We start from the raw sequence: 20,878 nt of genomic DNA, 5'->3' as shown, positions 1-20,878 counted from the left end.
CGGCGAACCGGCCGTACACGGTCCGGATTTGTTCAGGCGGCCGGCATCTTCAGGCCGAAGATCGAATTCAGGCCGGGATGGCGACCGATGCCGCCGAACAGATCGCAGCCGCGCTCATACCAGTCGCGCAGGAAGTCATCTTCGGGGAGGGGCGGCGTCTTCGCGACCGAGGCAGCCCACAGGAAGATGGAGAGCGCGGAATAATCGGCAAAGTCGGGCGCCTTACCGCCGAGCCAGGGGCGCTCGCGGAGCACTTCGCGCAGCGGTTCCAACTGCGGCACGACCAGCGGCAGGCGCTCTTCCCGTCCGGCCTGCGCTTCCTCGAGCGTGCGCCCGCCGAGGAAATCCCGCTCGCGGCTTTCGCGCACATAGGGGCGATCTTCCGGCAGGGAAAGATCGTGATAATCGAGGATGTAGCATTGGAACCAGGGCTTGATCGCCGTGGCCCACAGCCAGGTATCGAGGAACTTCACATAATCATGATGGTCCGCATTGCGGAACAGCATCGGGCGGTCGGGGTAGGTGCGGTCGAGATAATCCGCGACGACGAAATCGCCGCTGCGCAGGCTCTCGAACACCCATGTGTCGCCATCGCTGATGCCGGGATGGAAATCGGTGCGGCCACCAGTGCGGCGCGAGAGCGAGGTAAAGCCCCCCTCGCTCATCTCGGCCTCCAGCCCCTTATGGGCCACGGCATATTTGGCCTGCCAGCAGAAGGGGCTGATCGTCGCGCCGGTGACGAGATTGAGGTCGTAGATGCGGATGGGGTTGGTCTGGGTCATGGCACTCTCTTTCGCCGGCCGAGGGGCGTGGTGGGGTTTGTTCGAAAAGAAGTCTGCTGCCGTCCGCTCAGGCGGAAGCAGGTTTAGCGGGGCCTTTGGCCTTGGGCAGGGACGGGTCGGCACCCCATTCCGTCCAGCTTCCGTCATAAAGCGCGACATCCTCCTTGCCGATCCGCTCCAGCGCGAGGGCAAGCGCGCAGGCGACGACACCGCCGCCGCAACTGGTGATAATCGGCTTTGAAAGGTCGGCGCCCGCGTCGACGAACACGCCCTTGAGCGCTTCATCGTTCTTGAATGTCCCGTCCGCCTCGAACAGATCCCAGAAGGGCACGTTGATCGAGCCGGGGACATGGCCGGATGCAACGGCGGGATTGGGGTCCTCATCCGCGCCGCTGAAGTGGGCCGCGCCGCGCCCGTCGATATGCTGAGCGGTCTTGTCCTCGATGTTGCGCAGAACGTCGGCTTTGTCGCGCAAGCGCGCCGCATCCAACGATGCCGTGAAGGTGCTTGGCGTCCGCGTCTCGATTCCGCTCGCGAGTGGCCGCCCCTCGGCCTTCCATTTCGCCAGACCGCCATCGAGCATGGCCACGTTCGGCAGGCCGTACATACGGAACATGAACCAGGCCCGCGCTGCCGTCTTCACCACGCTGTCATCATAGATGACGATGCGCTGGTCAGCAGAAATGCCCAGCTCGCGCATCCGGGCCGAAAACTGCTCCGCCTGCGGCATCGTATTATCGACGGGGGAGGCGGCATCGACCAGATGGAGCAGATCGAGAAACACCGCGCCGGGGATATGCCCGGCTTCATATTCGGCGGCGGACTGCCGCTCCGGCTCGAAATGGTGCCGCGTCGCATCGACGATGCAGAGATCGGGAGCGCCAAGCTGCTCGGCGAGCCATTGAGTGGAAACGAGATTGTCCATAGCGGTCCTCATCGATGCCGGGCGACCCGTGTTTCGCGATGCGTCGCCATGCTGTTGTGCCGGTCAGGCAAAATCCGGGGCCTGTGACGGCCCCGGACCTGAACTTTCATTGTCTGCTCAGAACTCGTAGCGGGCGGTGACGGCCCACTCGCGCGGTCTGGACGGGGTGGCCTGGATGCCGGCCGTCGAGGTCGGGCCAATGCCGGTATAATAGAAGGTATCGGTCAGGTTGCTGACCGACGCCGAGAGCGTCAGCCCGCTCGCATCCGGCTGCCAGCTTACTCGCGCCCCAAGCAGGCCATAGCCCGGCTGGGACTGGCTGAGCGTGTTGCGCAGATCGTACCAAATGCGGCTGCGCCAGTTCCAGTCGGCGCGCAGGCTCACATCGCCGGCGGAACCCAGGTCGATGTCATACTGCGCCGCGACGGCATAGTTGAACGCCGGGGCGCCGACCGGTTCGCAGGTCGCGCAAGGGCCGTTGGGAACAGCCGCCGCCGCGCCCAGATCGGTATACTCGAAGTCATTGTATCCCAACATTCCGTTAAGGGTCATGCCCTGCGTGGGACGCACCGTCACCTCGGCTTCCACGCCGCGAATGCGAGCGGTGCCGGCATTGGTGCGGAGCGAGTTGGGAACGCCGTTGAGATCCGGCACGATGGCGGTGACCTGACGATTGGTGAAGTCCGTCTGGAAGACCGCGAAATTGGCCTGCAGCAAGCGATCGAACAGATTGAGCTTCGCGCCCAGTTCGTAGGACGTCACCGTTTCCGGCAACACCGCAGTAACCTGCGCCGCGCTGAGCGGACGAGGGTTGAAGCCGCCCGAGCGGAAGCCGCTGGAAACCGCGCCGTAAAGGAACACGTCTTCGCTGGCCTTGAAGTCCAGACCGACGCGATAGTCGACACGATCATAGGCGACATCGGCCGTGGTGTAAGCGAAGGGCCGCGTGCCGGTCTCGTAATAGAGACGGTCGAACACATAGTCCTTCTTCTCGTTGCTGTAGCGTAGGCCACCGTTCAGCTTGAGCTGATCGGTGAGCGCAAAGGCGACATGCGCGAAGGCCGAGTAGTTCTTGCTCTTCGAGATGTCCTTGGTGAACTGGGTCAGGTTGAGCGTGGCGAAGTAGACCCAGCTGTCATAATTGCCGGTGGCGGTGTAATAATAGCCGCCCAGCGTCCAATCCAGCCGGTCATCCATCATCAGGCCGGACAGGCGGACTTCCTGGCTGAACTGGTGGTGGCCCAGAGTCTCCGCGCTGCCGCCCAGGTCCATCGGCGAGCCATCGCCATCGCGCCCGAAGAAGCCGTCATATTTCCGCCACGCCGTGATCGAGGTGAGGCTGATATTCTCGCCCAGCTTCCAGTCGATCTTCCCGGTGATGCCCCACTGATCGAGATTGCTCTCATTGGGCAGGGCCAGACCGTTGCGGCCTGGCTGATAGGCGGCATAAGTGGTGTAGGGCGAGTTGGTGATGAAGCGGCTGTCATAAGGAATGCCGTAGAGCGGCACGCCGATGGTGGCATTGTATGACGTCAGCGTCGGGCTGATGGTGAGCAGCTTGTAAGCGCTCTGCGCCGTATGATCGCGGGAATAATCGCCCGTCACGGTCACTTCGAGATCATCGCTCACCAGCGCGCGCAGAGAGGCCCGCGCCGCCTTGGTGTTGATGTTGCCGAGCTTGCCGACCTCGCATCCGGATTCCGTCGTTCTCTGGCGTAGCAGGTAGGACAGCGGCGCCGTGCCCGCGCCGGTGCTGCCGGGGTTGGCGCAGGCGAAGTCCAGCACGGACATATAGCCCTCGCGGCTCAGCGAGGCGCCCGAAACGCGCAGGAAGACGCGATCCTTGATGAGCGATGCATCGAAGGCGCCGCGCACGTCCATGCGGTCGTAGCTGCCTGCGGTCGCCTCGACATAGCCGGTGTTGCTGCCGGTCGCCTGCTTGGAAACGAGCCGAAGCGCGCCGCCGAGCGAGTTCTTGCCGAACAGCGTGCCCTGCGGACCGCGCAGAACTTCCGCGCGTTCCAGATCGAGCAGGCCAAGCACGCCGCCGAACACCGTGCCGTGATACACGTCGTCAACATAGACGCCGATCGCAGGCTCGATGGTGAACTGATAGTCGGACTCGCCGATGCCACGGATGGTCGACTGGAGCGACTTGCCAAAGGCAGCGCTGCCTTCCCGCAGATAGATGTTCGGCGTGGTGTTGGACAATGCGGTCACGTCCCGCGCATCGCGCGCCACTAGTTCGTCGCCGGTGACGGCGGTGATGGCGATCGGCACGGTCTGCAGGCGTTCCTCGCGGAAGCGCGCCGTCACCACGATGTCACCGTCGGTTCTGGCCGTCTCGGCCGCATCCTGCGCGACGGCAGGCGCCGCGACGCACAGGCTTGCCAGCACGGCTGCCGATGCAGAACCACCAAAAATCGTCTTGAGCCCCATATCACTCTCCCTTGAAATCGCAGCTACTCTAAGCGCCGCTCTTTGGGCGGTAGCTTGGCTGGCGCGTGGGCCGCGGCTGACGAGCCGGCGGCGTGTCGATCCAACGATGGGCGGATATCATCGCTCATGAACAGCGGCCATGAGGGCGCGGCGATAACCGTTATTCAGCTTGTGCATATCGACCTCTGTACGCAGCGGCCGATCAGGCCCGCCGCGCCTCGATGGCTGACATTTCGTTGCCATATTCACAAATGGTCGAGCGACGCAGATCGCGCTTCACGCCGAAGTAATCGAACGGGCGGGCGCGATGCAGGGTGCAGCGATTATCCCAGATGAGCAGGTCTCCCTGCTGCCACCGGTGGCTATAGATAAATTGCGGCTGGGATGCGAAGGCGACGAGGGCGTCCAGCAGGGCGCGACCCTCTGCCTCGTCCATGCCGATGATATGGTCCGCGTGGGAGCCGATCACGAGGCACTTTCGGCCGGACGCGGACAGGCCGACAATGTCGTGGGTGACCGCCGGATACATCTCCTTGAGCGCCATCGTGCCCTCAAAGCCGATGCGCTGGCGCGAGATCCAGACGTTATGCTCGGCAACGCGCCCGTCGATCCGGTTCCGCAGATCCTCGGGCAGCGCGTCGTACACGGCCCGGGTGTCGACCAGCTCCGTCTCACCGCCCTCACTGGTGACGCTGTGGCCGAGCAGGAGTGACCATTTGGTTGGCATGGCGTGGAAGGAACTGTCTATGTGGAACAGCTCATTGCCCTTGTTGTTGGCGACCGCCTTGTCGTCCGGCGCCATGATCTCTCCGTCCAGCCGAAGATTGGAGGCATCGTAGAGCAGCGGGCTGATCCGCTTGCGGGGAGCGGCGCCATCAGAGCGCGTGCCATGGGGGAGTTCCAGCGGGCCGAACGCCCGGCTGAAGCGAATGTGATCCGCGTCATCGATGTGCGATTGCGCGCGGATGACGAGCACCGCATATTGCGCCATCGCCTCTTCCACGAGGTCGACCAGCGCCTGATCCGGCTCGCTGGAAAGGTCAGCGCCGATGAGTTCCGCTACAAACAGCGGATGAAGCGGATTGATCTCCATGCATCGTCTCCCGATATTTTCATCGAGATTTATGGCGTGGCCTGACGAGGGCAACGGTGCGGTTGTTCATGGACTATATTGACCTTATGCATAACGCTTGGTTTTCTTTTCCAGCTTTTTCTGGGATGACCCGGTAGGGCGATGAGAATTGATCAAATGCGTGCCGAGGGGTGAACGAATACGAGTGGTCCGCTACGCGATCGGTTGTATCGAGAAGTCAAAATTCTGGGTCAAACGTTCGAAACGTTGAAGATCACGTCACCTTCCATCGCCCCGCTCGTCGAGGCCAAGTTCGACGATCTCGCCCAGGAGCAGCATACCCTTGTGGCGAGCGTAATAGGCTCGCCCGGTGGGAGGCTGTGCCGGTCAAGACTCCCGCCGCGGCGGCCAAAGAGCGCCGACAGGGCGCTGTCGCCTTTTAGCTTCGCGCAATCTACATCGGTCAGTTGCCCCGAAATACATTTGAAAGGACAAAAGACGACAATGAATATTCAATTGTAAGTAATCATAAATAGAGTATTAAACAGATTTTAATTTTCAAAAACATGAAATTTTTGATTCTCGTCTTTGAAGGCACAGAGTGCCCTGCTTCTGATGGTACGGAAAAGGTAAAAATATTAAATCTGATGAAGATCAAAAAGCTTTTCTTGGATATGTTAGGAAGCTGAGTTTTAAATTTTCACGCAATACTAGCTACTCAACTTTTCTCCTCGTAAATCAATGTGTCCGGGGTCGTTCTCCGGGTTCTCAAACTCGGCCGCTTCCGCAGTCCCCAACGTTGGCATCTGTGCCGGAGCCGACTATCGGCGCTGTACCGAGCGATGGGTGATCTGATGGAAGTCGAGCCGTTTCAGGCCATAGAATTGAGCAAGTTGGCCTATCGCCTGGGCGGGGAGGGGCGATCGGTTCTCCATATGGAGTTTGGCCAGCCCTCCACGGGGGCACCGCAGGCCGCGTTGGATGCTGCGCGCGACGCGCTTGGCATCGATCCGATGGGTTATTGGGAGAGTCATGCGCTGCAGGCGCGTCTCGTCCAACTCTATCGGGAGCGGTACGGCATAGCGGCGGAGCCGGATCAGTTCCTGCTCACCTGCGGCGCCTCGCCGGCATTGGTCCTTGCGCTGAGCACCCGGTTTAAGGCGGGTGATCGGATCGCCATGGCCCGGCCGGGCTATGTCGCCTATCGCAACACGGTGCGCGCGCTCACCATGACGCCGGTCGAGATCGAATGCGGCGAGCAGGCGCGCTTTCAGCTGACGGCGCGCGCGCTCGCGGCGCTGGATCCGGCACCGCAGGGTGTGATCGTCGCCAGCCCGGCCAACCCCACCGGAACGATCATCGCGCCTGCCGAACTGGAGGCGATTGCGCGGCTCTGCGGGGAGCGCGGCATCGCGGTCATTTCGGACGAAATCTACCACGGCCTGAGCTACGGCGCGCCTTGCCGCTCGATGGGGGAATTCGCAGCCGACGCGATGATCGTCAGCAGCTTCTCGAAATATTACTGCATGCCCGGCTGGCGGCTCGGCTGGCTCTATGTGCCGCGCGCCATGGTCGAGCGTGCCCGCGCCTATATGGGCAGCTTGTTCCTGACCGCGCCGTCGATCAGCCAGCATGCCGCTTTGGCGGCGCTGGACTGCACGTCGGAACTGGAAGCGCATCGCGCTACTTATGCCCGCAATCGGGACATTCTCATGGAAGCCTTGCCAGCCCTTGGCCTGCGACGCATCGCGCCGCCGGATGGTGCCTTCTACATCTATGCGGATGTCAGCGACTTTACGGATGATAGCCCGGCGTTCTGCAAGAAGCTGCTCGTTGAGACAGGCCTCGCCACGGGACCGGGGGTCGACCATGATCCGGTCAATGGCCATCGGTTCATCCGGCTGAGCTTTGCGATCACGGAAGCCGAAGTGCAAGAGGCAGTGCGGCGCCTTTCGGCATGGTTGCCCGGCCAGCGACGGCTGTAACGATCACGTCGCGGGCGGTGGTCCCCAACCATATTTTAGAGGAGCGGATTGCAGTGCAATCGACGTCTTGCTTGCGCGTTCGTTAACCATGATTATCGGCTTGACAGGGTCGGTTATGACCTCGCTCCAGACCGGGAGTGCCGATTTTCACACGACAAATCAGCTGTATGGCTTCGATCTGCATGCGCGTCATCTCGACGAGGGCGGGCTTTTTTGTTGCGCTGCCGCTCAGCTAACGTTAATATTCCTCCTGAAGATGACGGCTCCGCCTCACGGGCTTTCCCAAGGGTGTTCGTCGCCTTCGACAAGGGCAAACTGTCGGTAACGGCGGGACGCAAAGCCTCCGGCCCCAATGGGGTAGCGGGGCTACCGGGGGATGAAACAGAGCATTTTCGGATATCGTGTGTAACCTGCTGTGAGAAGGTCATGGGGTTCGTTTGAACCTCAGGCTGCGCTCCCTGTCGTCGCGCTTCGATCCTGTCTCAAATCCCGTTGAACCGCACCTGCATGGCGGTTTGCCCTTCACATCATCTGGGCGGTGGGCCCACACGAGGGGATTTCGTAATGCAGGGCAAGGCAATCAAAACGCGCGGCGCCGTTCGGCAGGCTCTCAAGGCCGGTCTGTTCAGCAGCGTCGGCATTGCGGGGATGTTGGCAGGCGCATCTGCCGCCCACGCCGAGCCTGGCATTTGCCAGACTGAGGGTAATGTGACCCTGTTTTTCTGCGAACCCTCGTCGGTTAAGGCTCGTATTGAAGGAGGCGATACCAGCCTCATTGTGAACGGCGCACAGGACGAGTGGAGCATCACGGGCGATGGCGTCAGCTATTATACGTGGGACAATACAGTCTCTGGCGACATTACGTCGACGCTGCTCATCACCAATTCCACGATCAGCACCACTGATAATGGCGGCGTAAACGTCAGTTCCAATATCCAGGGTCGGAACGACATTTCGGTCACCTTGGGCCCGGACGTCACGGTTGACAGCGTGGGTGGCAACGGTGGCATCTGGGTTCGCAACCAGATCGCGGGCGACATCGTGATCGAGAATGGCGCCGCGCTGACGGTCTCAGGCGTGGAAACCAATGGCATCTCTGCCACCACCAACGCAGGATCGGTGAACATCACCAATAGCGGGGCCATCACGGTCCAGCAAACCAACGGGGCCGCAGACTTCACCCAGCGGGGAATCTACGCCGACGGCGGTTTCAACGATGCCGAGCCGGTCGAGGTGACCGTGACGAACACTGGCCAGGTGGAGGCTCAGGCGGCGGGTATCCGCGTCGTCAATTACAACGGTTTGGCGAAAATCACGAACAACGCCTACGTGTCTTCGGTCAACAATCAGGCGCTGGTCGGCTGGACGCCGAACGGCGAAGTGGTGATCGACAATCAGGAGCAGGGTGAGGCTATCTCGGCCAACGGCCCGGCGATTCAGGGCGCCTCGCAGATCGGCAATATCACCATCACCAACGCAGGCATTGCGGAGGGCACCACCGGCATTCTCGCCGTCGCCGGCTTCGACGAGGATGCGCCCGGCTCTGGTAAAATCACCATCACCAACAGCGGCATTGTCACCGGCAGAACCGGAAGCGCAGTTCAGGCGCGCACGCCGCTTGGCGATGTGGTCATCAGCAACACCGGCACGCTGCAATCGCTGAGCGGGATCGCGGCTGTCGATGCAGACACACTTAGCGGCATGGTCCAGATCACCAATTCCGGGTCGATCCTGGGTGAAACCGGTATCGTCACCAACAGCGCGGCGACCACGATCATCAACGCCGGTACCATCGAGGCCTCGCCTTCCTTCGGCCACGCCATTCTGATGGGCGCCGGCGACGTGACGCTGGAGTTGCATGCCGGCTTCAACATCATCGGCCTCGTCGCGGATGCGGATATCGCGAGCGGCACCAATACCCTGGCGCTGGGCGGCGCCATCAATGCGTCATTCGACGCCGGATTGGTCGGCACGCAATATTATGATTTCGATGAGTTCGTGAAGGTAGGGACCGGCACCTGGACGCTCACGGGGACAGGGACGACCGGCTGGACGGTCCGCGAAGGGACGCTGAACGCTGCCAGCAGCGACGCATTCGGTGTGGGTCAGGCCTATGTCGTTGAAGGGGGCGTGCTGGGCGTGGGGGGCTCCACCTATCAGGCGACCCTGGGCTCGCTCACTGTCGGAGAAGCTGGCCTTGTCTCCACCGATGGCGGCGTGCTCGTGCTCGACCAGAGCAGCGACACCGTCTTCGCCGGCACGTTGGTCGGCCAGGGCAGGTTCGTCAAGGCGGGCGAAGGTGCGCTCGCTTTCACCGGCAATGGCGCTCTCTTCAACGGTGCGCTGGATGTCACCGGCGGCGCCTTTGACCTCACGGGCGGCTTCAGCGCCAGCACGGTGACCGTGGGCGGCGCGGAGCTGGCTTCGCTCAATATCAAGGCGGTGGGGCAGCTCAACTCTGTCTCTGCGGCCATTGGCATGAATGGCACCGCGGGGAGCGTTACCGTTGATGGCGGCGCGAGCTGGATCAACTCAAGCCTCATCGAGATCAGCCGCAATCCCAATTCCTCCGGGTCGCTGACCATCACAAATGGCGGCTCGGTCGAAACTGTGAATGGCAGCATTTATATGGGCGCGGGCGGCTCGGTCAGCATCAGTGGTCAGGGTTCGGCGCTCCGTGTCGGTACGCTGCATTCCGAACTGCCGGCCGACTGGGTTTCGGCCGATGGCTGGTTCAGTGCGGATGAGGGCAGCATCTCGGTGACCGACGGTGGTTTGCTGGAGGCTGACGGCAGCTATATCGGCGGAAACGGCTCCGGCACGGCGACGATGATCGTCGACGGTGCCGACACGGTGTGGCGCAACGGCCTCAGCCTGTACATCGGCGGCACCGGCAACGACACCGTTGGCCAGGGCAATGTGACGGTGTCCGGCGGCGCAGAAGTCACGTCCTACACCAGCGCGCTTGGCGTCGACACCGGCTCGAGCGGAACGCTGACGCTGACCGGCGAAGGCACGACCTACAGTGTTCTCGCCCGTAACGGCTACGCCGGCAACATGCGGGTCGGCTACAGCGGCACGGGCACCGCCACGGTTTCCAACGGCGCCCTGCTGTCGGCAGCCGCCCTGATCGATGTGGCGAGCCAGGAGGGCAGCAGCGGTACGCTGACCATCGAGGCGGGCGGCCGCGTCACCGGCGAATCCCTGCGAATCGGTGGGGCTCAGTCCGCTGTCGGCAGCGTCAGCGTCGATGGAGCAGGCTCCACGCTTGAGATCGGCAGCGGTCGCATTGGTATCGGCATCTCTGGCGAGGGCACGCTCATGGTCAGCAATGGCGCCTCGGCGAGTTCGCAAGGTGCGATCATTGGCTGGGAGTCGACCGGTCAGGGCACGGCCATCGTGAGCGGCGCGGGCAGCACGTGGACCAATGACGGCATTCTCTACGTCGGCAACGTCGGCGAAGGAACGCTCAACATCGCGCAGGGCGGTCGGGTCACCAGCACGGATGGCTATGTGGGCACCGTCAGCGGCTCTACAGGCGCGGCGAACATCAGCGGTGCCAACTCGGTCTGGGACATGAGCGGGCTGTTCATTGCCGGCAACGAGGCGGGCGCGCAGTCGACGATCTCGATCTCCAATGGCGGCACATTGCGCGCGGTGCAGGGCACGCTCGGCAATCTCACGGGATCGCAGGCGAGCATGATCGTGACCGGCGCTGGCTCGACTTGGAGCGCCTATAATGATGGCCTGACGAACTGGGCGGGTTACATCAATGTCGGCCTGTTTGGCAGCGGCACGCTGGAGGTCTCGGACGGCGGCAAGGTGGAGGCGGTGCGCGTCTACATCGGCAATGATGTCGCCTCGAGCGGCAGCGTGACGGTGACCGGCGCATCTTCGGCGATCCGGACGGAGGAAGGCCTCTATATCGGTGCCGAGGGGGCCGGTGTCCTGACGCTAGCCGATGGCGCAGAACTCAGCGCCCAAGTGATCAAGATCGGCAATCGCGCCGGCTCCACCGGCACGCTGAACATCGGCGCGGCGGCAGGCAGTGCGGCCCAGGCGGCCGGTATGATCGATGCCGTCAATGGCATTCAGTTCGGTGCCGGGGCCGGCAAGCTGGTCCTGAACCACAGCGGGACCGATTATGCACTTGCCGCCGGCCTGTCGGGGAATGGCGTGGTCGATGTTCTTGCGGGCACGACGGTGCTAACCGGCGATGGCAGCGCCTATACCGGCGCGTTGAACGTGAATAGCGGCAAGCTGGTGCTGGCCAACGTGATGAATGCCAGCTCGACCGCGATCGCGGCTGATGGCACCCTGCAGATCGGTAACGGCGGAACGGCCGGCACGCTGGCTGGCGACGTCCACACCAACGGCACGCTGGTGTTCAACCGCAGCGATGTGTCCAGCTATGGCGGCAGCATCACCGGGCACGGCACGATCGTGAACGCCGGGTCGGGCCGGTTGGTACTGGCCGGCGATAGCAGCACGTTCGCTGGCCAGACGAAGGTTGATGCCGGGACGCTGCTGCTCACGGGCAAGCTCAATGGTGCCGTGACCGTCAACGCCAATGGCACGTTGCAGGTTGGCGATGGCGTCCGCAATGGCGAGCTGACCGCCAGCACGACCAACGACGGCACGCTGATCTTTAATCAGGTTGCAGACTATGATTACACGGGCGCGCTGTCCGGCAATGGTGGCCTGATCAAGCAGGGCGAGGGCACGCTGCTGCTCTCGGGCGACTATGGTTATACCGGGTCGACGGTGGTGCAGGCGGGCCGGGTGCGGCTGTTGGCGCAGCTCGACAGCGCGACCGATCTGGTCGTGGATGATGGCGAGTTTGACCTGAGTGGCACCGACCAGACCGTTGCGGGCCTGAGCGGCGCTGGCGGGACGGTGAGCCTGGGCACGAGCACGCTGACCGTCAACCAGAGCAGCAACACGCTGTTCGGCGGCAGCTTCAGCGGCAGCGGAACGATTGCGCTGAACGGTCCGTCCAGCGCGCCCGTCAGCATCAACCTGACCGGCGAGAGCTTTGGCTCGTTCACCGGTGCGCTCAACCTCGAGGGCATCGTGACGCGGGTGAACGGCTCGATGGGCGGCACGATCACGGTCGGCAGCGATGCGGCCCTGGGCGGTCGCGGGCAGGTGAACAATATCGTGGTCGGCAATGGCGGCACGCTGCTGCCGGGCAACTCGATCGGCACGCTCACCGCAGCGGGCAATGTCGTGTTCCAGGCGGGCTCGACCTATGAGGTGGAGGTCAATGCCGAGGGCGAGAGCGACAAGCTGATCGTCGGCGGTACGGCGACCATTCAGGGCGGCACGGTCTCAGTGCTGGCGGCTGCAGGCAATTATCGCTTCAGCAATGAGTACACGATCATCACGGCCGCGGGCGGGGTGACCGGGCAGTTTGCGGCCACCGATGTCGACCTGCCGTTCCTGACGCCGGAGCTGAGCTATGACGCCAATAATGTCAGGCTCGTGCTGACGCGCAACAATCGCAGCTTCGAGAGCGTGGCGGTGACGCCCAACCAGTTGGCCGTGGCCCTCGCGCTGGATGCGAGTGACGACAATGCCAGCCTGTCCCGTGCGGTGGCGGGGCAGCTCGAAGAAGCCGGCGCCGTCCGGGCGTTCGATGCGCTCTCGGGCGAGCTGTGGGCGACCACGGGCACGCTGATGGTGGACGGCACCCGCCGGCTTGGCGACATGGTGATCGGCCGCATGGAGCAGGCCGATGTGGTCAGCCGCACGCTGGCCGGTGCCGGCTCGTCGGCCCGCACGCTGCGTGATGGCAGCACGGCGGTCTGGGGCCAGGGCATCGGTGCGTGGAGCACGCTCAAGAGCAATGGCAATGCGATCAAGGCGACGCAGAGCACCTTCGGCTTCATCACCGGTGTTGATACGGGCCTTGGTGGCTGGCGTCTGGGCGTGGCCTTCGCGCATGAGCAGAACAAGGTGCGTGTCGATGGGCGCAGCAGCGAGGCGACCGTCAACGGCAACAGCGCGCTGGTCTATGCCGGCGGGGGCTGGGGCGCGCTGCGCGCCCGGATCGGCGCTTCCTATAGCTGGCTCGACGTGAACGGGACGCGCAAGGTGGCGTTCCTGGGCGTCAACGATGCGCTGGCGGGCGATTATGATGCCAGGAGCGCCTCGGCGTTCGGTGAGGTGAGCTATGCTCTCCCGCTGGGCGCGGTGACCGCCGAGCCCTTTGCGGGCGTGACCCATGTCCATCTCAAGAGCGATGCCTTCACCGAGACGGGCAGCGCCCTGACCGCGCTGGGCGTCACGGACAGCACCCGCGATGTGACCTACACCACCCTGGGCCTGCGTCTGGGCGGGGCAGTGCCGGTCAGCGCCACCACGGTGCTCAGCCCGCGCGTCTCGGCGGCCTGGCTGCGCAGCTTCGGCGATGTCGATGCGACCAGCCGCAACATCCTCTCGACCGGCGAGGCCTTCTCGGTCGCGGGCCTACCCACGACACGCGACACCCTGCGTCTCGAGGGCGGCGTTCAGGCCAACATCATGCCCGGCGGCTCCATCGGGGCCACCTACGTGGGCAACATCGGCGACCAGTGGAAGGACCACGGCGTCAAGATCGGCTTTAGCTACAGTTTCTGATCTCAGGCGGATGCTCCGGGAGGCGCGGCTGCGGCTGCGCCTCTCTTGACCGAATTCCACACAGTAGTCTCGCGATGACCGAGGCAGCCCCCCTCAAACGACACGAACAGAGGCCAATAAATGGCCGTAAGGATATTGAGAATGCAGGGTTTTTATAACAAGTTTGACCGCGTTGAAGCTCAGCCGCTTGCTGACATTCGTCTTATGTCCTTCAAATCTGTTTTGCGCTGTTCGGTGGCCGCGACGTTCCTTGCCGCGGTGGGAGCTATGCCCGCCTACGCCGCGGATGGCACCGGTGGTGCGGGGGGCGATAACAGCTTCACGAGCGTTGGCGGGAGCGCCAGCACCACCTTCACGGGCGGTGACGGGACGGATGGCGTTGGCACAGATCCCAGCTATCTCTCCGGCGGCGCTGGCGGCGGCAGTGGCATCACAGGGGGCAATGGCGGTGCCGGTGCTGGTCCCAACCCCGGCTTCGCCGGGACGGGAGGGGCTGCGCCCGGTGAGGCGGGATCGGATGGCTCCGATGGCGGGGCCAACAGTTCAGGCGGCGGCGGTGGCGGCGGCGCGCATGGCTTTGTCGGACTCATCACAGATTTGCCGACATCGGGAACGCTCACCGGCGGCAATGGCGGTAATGGTGGCCTTGCTGGAATTGCCGGATATGGCGGCGGCGGTGGCGGCGGCGGCTTCGGCGCGGTCGTCACCGGTCTTAACGACTCCTACGACGCAATCACCGTCAGTGCCACCGGCGGCGCGGGCGGCGCCTATGGCTGGGCTGGCGTCGGCGGCAATGGTGGCAGCGGTCTGGTCATCGACCAGCCGGCCGGCAATACGGCCATCAGCATTACGGACAGCATACTGACCGGCGGCGCGGGCGGCGGGAGCCGCGAAGGCCAGTCCTTTGGCGGCAATGGCGGGTCTGCCCTTGTGCTCACCGGCGGCACCGGCAGCAGCACTGTTTCGATCTCCGGCGGTAGCATCATGGGCGGTGATGCCCAAGGCGGCAACTTCGGCGGGGCCGGGGGCTTTGGCATCCTGATCGAGAACATGAGCGGCCTCACCACCCTCACGATCGACACAGCGGTGACAGGCGGCGCCGGCGGGGCCGGGATGTTCACCAACGGTGCGGGCGGCGCAGGCATTCAAGGCGAGAACCTTGCTCTTTCCATCGGGACTGGCGGTTCCGTATCCGGCGGCCTTGGTGGCAATGGCGAGCGGGCCGCGGCCCTGAATTTCACGGGCGGTACCAACAGGCTGACACTCGCCAGCGGCGCCACGCTGAACGGTGGTATCGTCGTTGCGACCAGTGCCACGAAACTCGAATTCGCCCAGTCTGAGAATTACACGCTCTCCAGTGCGATTTCAGGCTTGGGCTCTGTGATCAAGACCGGCAGCGGAGCGTTGACCCTCACGGGCGACAATAGCGCTTTTGCTGGCAACATGATGCTCACCGGCGGCGAGACGGTCATCGATGGCAGTACGACGAGCGGGAACATCGTCTTCCTGGGCGGGCTCGACGGGGCGTCGCTGACCGTGGTGAATGGCGGCACCTTCAACGCCCCCAACATCATCGTCAGCAACAGCACCAATTCGGCAATGCCGGGCATGGAAGATGAGAGCGGTTCGCTGCTCGTCACGGGAACGGGATCCACGGTCACGACCGAATTCCTGACGGTCGGCTATTATGGCGACGGCAGCGTGGCGATCGAGAATGGCGGTACCGTCGTGGTTAACACCTCCACGTCCGTCGGTGCGGTCGAGGGCAGTGTGGGCTCCATCACCGTTTCGGGTGAAAATAGCCATCTGCAGAGCGGCTCCCTGCAGTTTGGCGGGAGCGGCCAGGGCACGCTCATCCTGTCCAGCGGCGCGACGATGCAATCCACCAGCGGGAGTTTCGGCGTGAATGCCGGATCGCTCGGCACCGGCACCCTCAGCGGCGTGGGAACGCGCTGGGAAATCGGTGCAAGCGGCTTGGGGATCGGCACCAGCGGCGAAGGCATCCTCACCGTGACAGATGGCGCGACGATTGCCGCCTCCGGCAGCGATGCGGATGTGAGACTTGGCGCAAGCGCCAACGGCAACGGTCAGATGACAGTCTCAGGCAGCGGGTCCAGCGTAACGACCGACCGGAACATGACTATCGGCAGCTATGGATCAGGCACGGCCACCGTGACGGCCGAGGCGCTGCTGGGCGGCGATAAGCTGATTGTCGGCTTCGTGGATGGCAGCCAGGGCACTTTGAACATCAGCGGTGAAGGCACGCTCGCGCGAGGCACGTCTTACGTCATGGTCGGCACATATGCCGGGAGCAGCGGCGTCGTCACCGTCGCCGATGGCGCGACCCTCAAGTCTGACGGCAATCGCGGCATCACGCTGGCTTATGAGGCCGGTTCGACGGGCACGCTGAACATTGGCGCGGCGGCAGGCAATGCGGCCCAGGCGGCCGGCGTGATCGATGCCGTCAACGGCATTCAGTTCGGTGCCGGGGCGGGCAAGCTGGTTCTGAACCACACCGGCACGGATTATGTGCTGGCTGCAGGCCTGTCGGGCAGCGGCGTGGTCGATGTGCTTGCCGGTACGACGATCCTGTCTGGTGACAGCAGCAATTATTCTGGCTCGTTAAATGTGGACAGCGGCCTGCTGGTGCTGGCCAACACGACGAGTGCCGCAAGCACGATCATAGGGCAGGACGGCACGCTGCAGATCGGCAATGGCGGCACCAGTGGCTCCTTCGACGGCGACCTTGTGAACAACGGTCTGCTGGTGTTCGATCGCTCCGATGCGCTTCATCACAACCGGGTCATTTCCGGCACGGGCGATCTGACCGTGGCGGGCGGGGTGATCACCCTGAGCGGGATGAATACCTTCACGGGCGCCACGACGATTGATGCCGATGCCACACTGGCCCTCTCCAATCAGGGCCGGGTGAACCAATCGAGTTCCGTAACGGTCAATGGTACCTTCGACCTGACCAGTGCAGCCAGCGCACAGATCAAGGATCTTGGCGGCAGCGGAACGGTGATCGTCGGTGATGCGGGGTTGATGCTGGCCAATGCCTCGCAGGTCTTTTCCGGACGGATCACCGGAACGGGCGGTTTGAACGTGTCTGCCGGCACGCTCACCCTGACCAACGCCAGCGATTTCGAAGGCGGTCTGGGGATCAGCAACGGCGCCACGGTCAACCTCGGCAACGGCGGCACGACCGGCTCGATCACTGCCAATGTCACCAATTACGGCACGCTGCTGTTCGATCGTGCGGACGATGTGAGCTATCGCGGCCAGATTTCCGGCCAAGGCACGGTGATCAAGACCGGCGATAATAGAGTGACCTTCGGCGGCTCGATGAGCGGCGTCCAGCTTGACGTGCAGCAGGGTACGGCCCTGTTTGTTGGGACGATCAGCAACAATGTCAATGTCGCCGAACAGGGCGAGCTGGTGTTCGCCAACCCCGCGACCACCAGCTACAAGGGCAGGCTGAGCGGCACGGGCACAGTGCTGAAAACGGGCACGGGCACGATCACCTTCTCGGGTGACAGCAGCGGTTTTGCGGGCGATGCGACCATCGATGGCGGCACGGTGCTGCTGACGGGCAAGCTGGGCGGCACTTTGCTGATCGACACCGCAGGTACGCTGCAGGTGGGCAATGGCTTGAAGAATGGCGATCTGCTGGCCGATGCCACCAACAATGGCACGCTGATCTTCAACCAGATTGGCGACTATGACTATACCGGCGCGCTGTCCGGCAATGGTGGCCTGATCAAGCAGGGCGAGGGCACGCTGCTGCTCTCGGGCGACTATGGTTATACCGGGTCGACGGTGGTGCAGGCGGGCCGGGTGCGGCTGTTGGCGCAGCTCGACAGCGCGACCGATCTGGTCGTGGATGATGGCGAGTTTGACCTGAGTGGCACCGACCAGACCGTTGCGGGCCTGAGCGGCGCTGGCGGGACGGTGAGCCTGGGCACGAGCACGCTGACCGTCAACCAGAGCAGCAACACGCTGTTCGGCGGCAGCTTCAGCGGCAGCGGAACGATTGCGCTGAACGGTCCGTCCAGCGCGCCCGTCAGCATCAACCTGACCGGCGAGAGCTTTGGCTCGTTCACCGGTGCGCTCAACCTCGAGGGCATCGTGACGCGGGTGAACGGCTCGATGGGCGGCACGATCACGGTCGGCAGCGATGCGGCCCTGGGCGGTCGCGGGCAGGTGAACAATATCGTGGTCGGCAATGGCGGCACGCTGCTGCCGGGCAACTCGATCGGCACGCTCACCGCAGCGGGCAATGTCGTGTTCCAGGCGGGCTCGACCTATGAGGTGGAGGTCAATGCCGAGGGCGAGAGCGACAAGCTGATCGTCGGCGGTACGGCGACCATTCAGGGCGGCACGGTCTCAGTGCTGGCGGCTGCAGGCAATTATCGCTTCAGCAATGAGTACACGATCATCACGGCCGCGGGCGGGGTGACCGGGCAGTTTGCGGCCACCGATGTCGACCTGCCGTTCCTGACGCCGGAGCTGAGCTATGACGCCAATAATGTCAGGCTCGTGCTGACGCGCAACAATCGCAGCTTCGAGAGCGTGGCGGTGACGCCCAACCAGTTGGCCGTGGCCCTCGCGCTGGATGCGAGTGACGACAATGCCAGCCTGTCCCGTGCGGTGGCGGGGCAGCTCGAAGAAGCCGGCGCCGTCCGGGCGTTCGATGCGCTCTCGGGCGAGCTGTGGGCGACCACGGGCACGCTGATGGTGGACGGCACCCGCCGGCTTGGCGACATGGTGATCGGCCGCATGGAGCAGGCCGATGTGGTCAGCCGCACGCTGGCCGGTGCCGGCTCGTCGGCCCGCACGCTGCGTGATGGCAGCACGGCGGTCTGGGGCCAGGGCATCGGTGCGTGGAGCACGCTCAAGAGCAATGGCAATGCGATCAAGGCGACGCAGAGCACCTTCGGCTTCATCACCGGTGTTGATACGGGCCTTGGTGGCTGGCGTCTGGGCGTGGCCTTCGCGCATGAGCAGAACAAGGTGCGTGTCGATGGGCGCAGCAGCGAGGCGACCGTCAACGGCAACAGCGCGCTGGTCTATGCCGGCGGGGGCTGGGGCGCGCTGCGCGCCCGGATCGGCGCTTCCTATAGCTGGCTCGACGTGAACGGGACGCGCAAGGTGGCGTTCCTGGGCGTCAACGATGCGCTGGCGGGCGATTATGATGCCAGGAGCGCCTCGGCGTTCGGTGAGGTGAGCTATGCTCTCCCGCTGGGCGCGGTGACCGCCGAGCCCTTTGCGGGCGTGACCCATGTCCATCTCAAGAGCGATGCCTTCACCGAGACGGGCAGCGCCCTGACCGCGCTGGGCGTCACGGACAGCACCCGCGATGTGACCTACACCACCCTGGGCCTGCGTCTGGGCGGGGCAGTGCCGGTCAGCGCCACCACGGTGCTCAGCCCGCGCGTCTCGGCGGCCTGGCTGCGCAGCTTCGGCGATGTCGATGCGACCAGCCGCAACATCCTCTCGACCGGCGAGGCCTTCTCGGTCGCGGGCCTACCCACGACACGCGACACCCTGCGTCTCGAGGGCGGCGTTCAGGCCAACATCATGCCCGGCGGCTCCATCGGGGCCACCTACGTGGGCAACATCGGCGACCAGTGGAAGGACCACGGCGTCAAGATCGGCTTTAGCTACAGCTTCTGATCTCAGACGCGTCTAAGCTGAAAACGAAAGGGGCGCGGAATGACCGCGCCCCTTTTTTCGTGCCTCTCATTCGAAGGTGGTAGCCAGCTCGCGCCCGCGACCCCGTTCAGAATGCCATATTGGGCTGTTCGTCCTGACCCACGCCGCGCGGGGCGCGCGTGTCCGCCTGTTCTGGGGAAAGCTCGGCGAGCGTGCTTTTGGCGCGCGCGATATAGGGATCGAGCTTGCCTTCATCATAGAGCTTCTTGCCGAAATAACCAATCGCCGCGCCGGCGAGCAAAGTTTTCATCATGTGCGGTCTCCTTGATCGCTAGCACAATGAGCAAGAGCGCGGAGCGTTCCGTGCCGCGCCATTGAGATGCGCCGGAGTGAAGAGGACAGGCGTCTGCCGGTACCCTCAGTTGGCGGCGCGTCCGGCCTGCAGCGTGCGCCGGAGATGATCGATGGCCAGACGCCCGCGGGCATCGTCGAACCCCTTGCGCGAGAGCATCAGGCGATAGCCCGGCTCGAAATCGACCGGGACGCGATGGAGTTGTCCGCGCGTGGTGGCAGGTGCGGCTTCCTCATCGAACAGCATGGCAAGGCCCGTCCCATTGAGCGCCAGCCCCATCGCGACATCGGTGAATTGCGGTCGCGCGACGACATTGGAAGGGTAGATGCACGCATCGGCCAGCGCGTTGATCAGCCAGTCGTTATGCGGTGTGTTGTCCGGCATCATGATCATCGGGGCGGCGCTGATCCTGGCAGGATCGCTCCCCACCGCCTCGACCAGCGCGGACGTACCGAAGAGGCTGCTGGTCACGCGCCGGAGTGTCTCGATGGTAAGATCCGGGGCGACCGGTGGCCGGCCGGTGAAGAAGGCGACGTCCACCTTGCCGCTGCGGAGCATGGAGAGCATTTCTTCGCCCGGCGCGGAGAGGATCAGCTCGACATTCGGCACCTGGCCGCGCGCGTAATAATCCGGCAGGCACGGCCTGATCCATTGATCGATAAGATAAGGGCCGGCGGCGACCCGCAGCACATAGCTCTGCGCACTGCCGGCCGTGGCGCCCAACTGAACCTTGTTCGCCTCACGCAGCAGCAACCGCGCCTGATCCAGCAAATCGCGGCCCAGAGCGGAGAGGCGCGCTGTCGATCCGCGCTGACGATCGAACAGGCGAGCGCCGGCTTTCTGCTCCAGCGCCTTGATATGATTGCTGATCGAGGGCTGGCTGATCCCGAGGCGATCCGCCGTGATACGGAAATTCTCGTCCTTCGCCGCTTCGACGAAAATCTCCAACTGCCGGATCGTGAATGCCATAAGCGATAGCCCCTCCCTTATAACTGATAGCGGACCGGGCCGTTGCTTTGCAATCGGGAGCAACCGATGCCTTGGCGG

At 63.8% G+C, this 20,878-nt stretch carries 9 protein-coding genes and 1 riboswitch; of the genes, 3 read left to right on the top strand and 6 right to left on the bottom strand.

Going from position 1 to position 20,878, the window contains the following annotated elements; all coding sequences use genetic code 11:
- Nucleotides 1-32: 32 nt before the first annotated feature.
- The 4 genes from M2337_RS14410 to M2337_RS14395 form a co-directional block, all read right to left on the bottom strand.
- On the bottom strand, nt 33-782 hold the full coding sequence (locus M2337_RS14410; protein WP_264570808.1) for a glutathione S-transferase family protein: 750 nt from the start codon (nt 780-782) through the stop codon (nt 33-35).
- A gap of 67 nt (nt 783-849) precedes the next feature.
- On the bottom strand, nt 850-1,707 hold the full coding sequence (gene sseA / locus M2337_RS14405) for a 3-mercaptopyruvate sulfurtransferase (RefSeq protein ID WP_264570807.1): 858 nt from the start codon (nt 1,705-1,707) through the stop codon (nt 850-852).
- Nucleotides 1,708-1,824: 117 nt separating this feature from the next.
- On the bottom strand, nt 1,825-4,146 hold the full coding sequence (locus M2337_RS14400) for a TonB-dependent receptor (protein ID WP_264570806.1): 2,322 nt from the start codon (nt 4,144-4,146) through the stop codon (nt 1,825-1,827).
- Between the two features lie 202 nt (nt 4,147-4,348).
- Entirely contained in the window at nt 4,349-5,239 is an 891-nt protein-coding gene (locus M2337_RS14395) for a TauD/TfdA dioxygenase family protein (RefSeq protein ID WP_264570805.1), read from the bottom strand.
- Between the two features lie 821 nt (nt 5,240-6,060).
- Between M2337_RS14395 and M2337_RS14390 the strand changes: the two genes are divergently transcribed.
- From M2337_RS14390 to M2337_RS14380, 3 genes are all read left to right on the top strand, one after another.
- On the top strand, nt 6,061-7,203 hold the full coding sequence (locus M2337_RS14390; RefSeq protein ID WP_264570804.1) for a pyridoxal phosphate-dependent aminotransferase: 1,143 nt from the start codon (nt 6,061-6,063) through the stop codon (nt 7,201-7,203).
- 299 nt (nt 7,204-7,502) lie between these two features.
- Nucleotides 7,503-7,577: riboswitch (cyclic di-GMP riboswitch) on the top strand.
- Between the two features lie 190 nt (nt 7,578-7,767).
- Nucleotides 7,768-13,824 (top strand): autotransporter domain-containing protein, encoded by a 6,057-nt coding sequence (locus M2337_RS14385; protein WP_264570803.1) that lies wholly within the window; start codon nt 7,768-7,770, stop codon nt 13,822-13,824.
- A gap of 267 nt (nt 13,825-14,091) precedes the next feature.
- Nucleotides 14,092-19,500 (top strand): autotransporter domain-containing protein, encoded by a 5,409-nt coding sequence (locus M2337_RS14380; RefSeq protein ID WP_264570802.1) that lies wholly within the window; start codon nt 14,092-14,094, stop codon nt 19,498-19,500.
- Between the two features lie 106 nt (nt 19,501-19,606).
- On the opposite strand, the gene M2337_RS14375 is transcribed toward M2337_RS14380, so the two are convergent.
- Together M2337_RS14375 and M2337_RS14370 are read right to left on the bottom strand one after the other, a co-directional pair.
- Nucleotides 19,607-19,792, bottom strand: coding sequence for a hypothetical protein (locus tag M2337_RS14375; protein ID WP_181560134.1), 186 nt, complete (start codon nt 19,790-19,792; stop codon nt 19,607-19,609).
- Nucleotides 19,793-19,897: 105 nt separating this feature from the next.
- Nucleotides 19,898-20,800 carry a LysR family transcriptional regulator gene (locus M2337_RS14370; RefSeq protein WP_264570801.1) on the bottom strand — a complete coding sequence of 301 codons (903 nt, stop codon included), beginning with the start codon at nt 20,798-20,800 and terminating at the stop codon, nt 19,898-19,900.
- Nucleotides 20,801-20,878: the final 78 nt, after the last annotated feature.

Source organism: Sphingobium sp. B2D3A (genome assembly GCF_025961795.1).
Taxonomy (GTDB): Bacteria; Pseudomonadota; Alphaproteobacteria; order Sphingomonadales; family Sphingomonadaceae; genus Sphingobium.
Note: the sequence above shows the minus strand (reverse complement) of the source record. Positions and strands in the feature narration are given on the sequence as shown.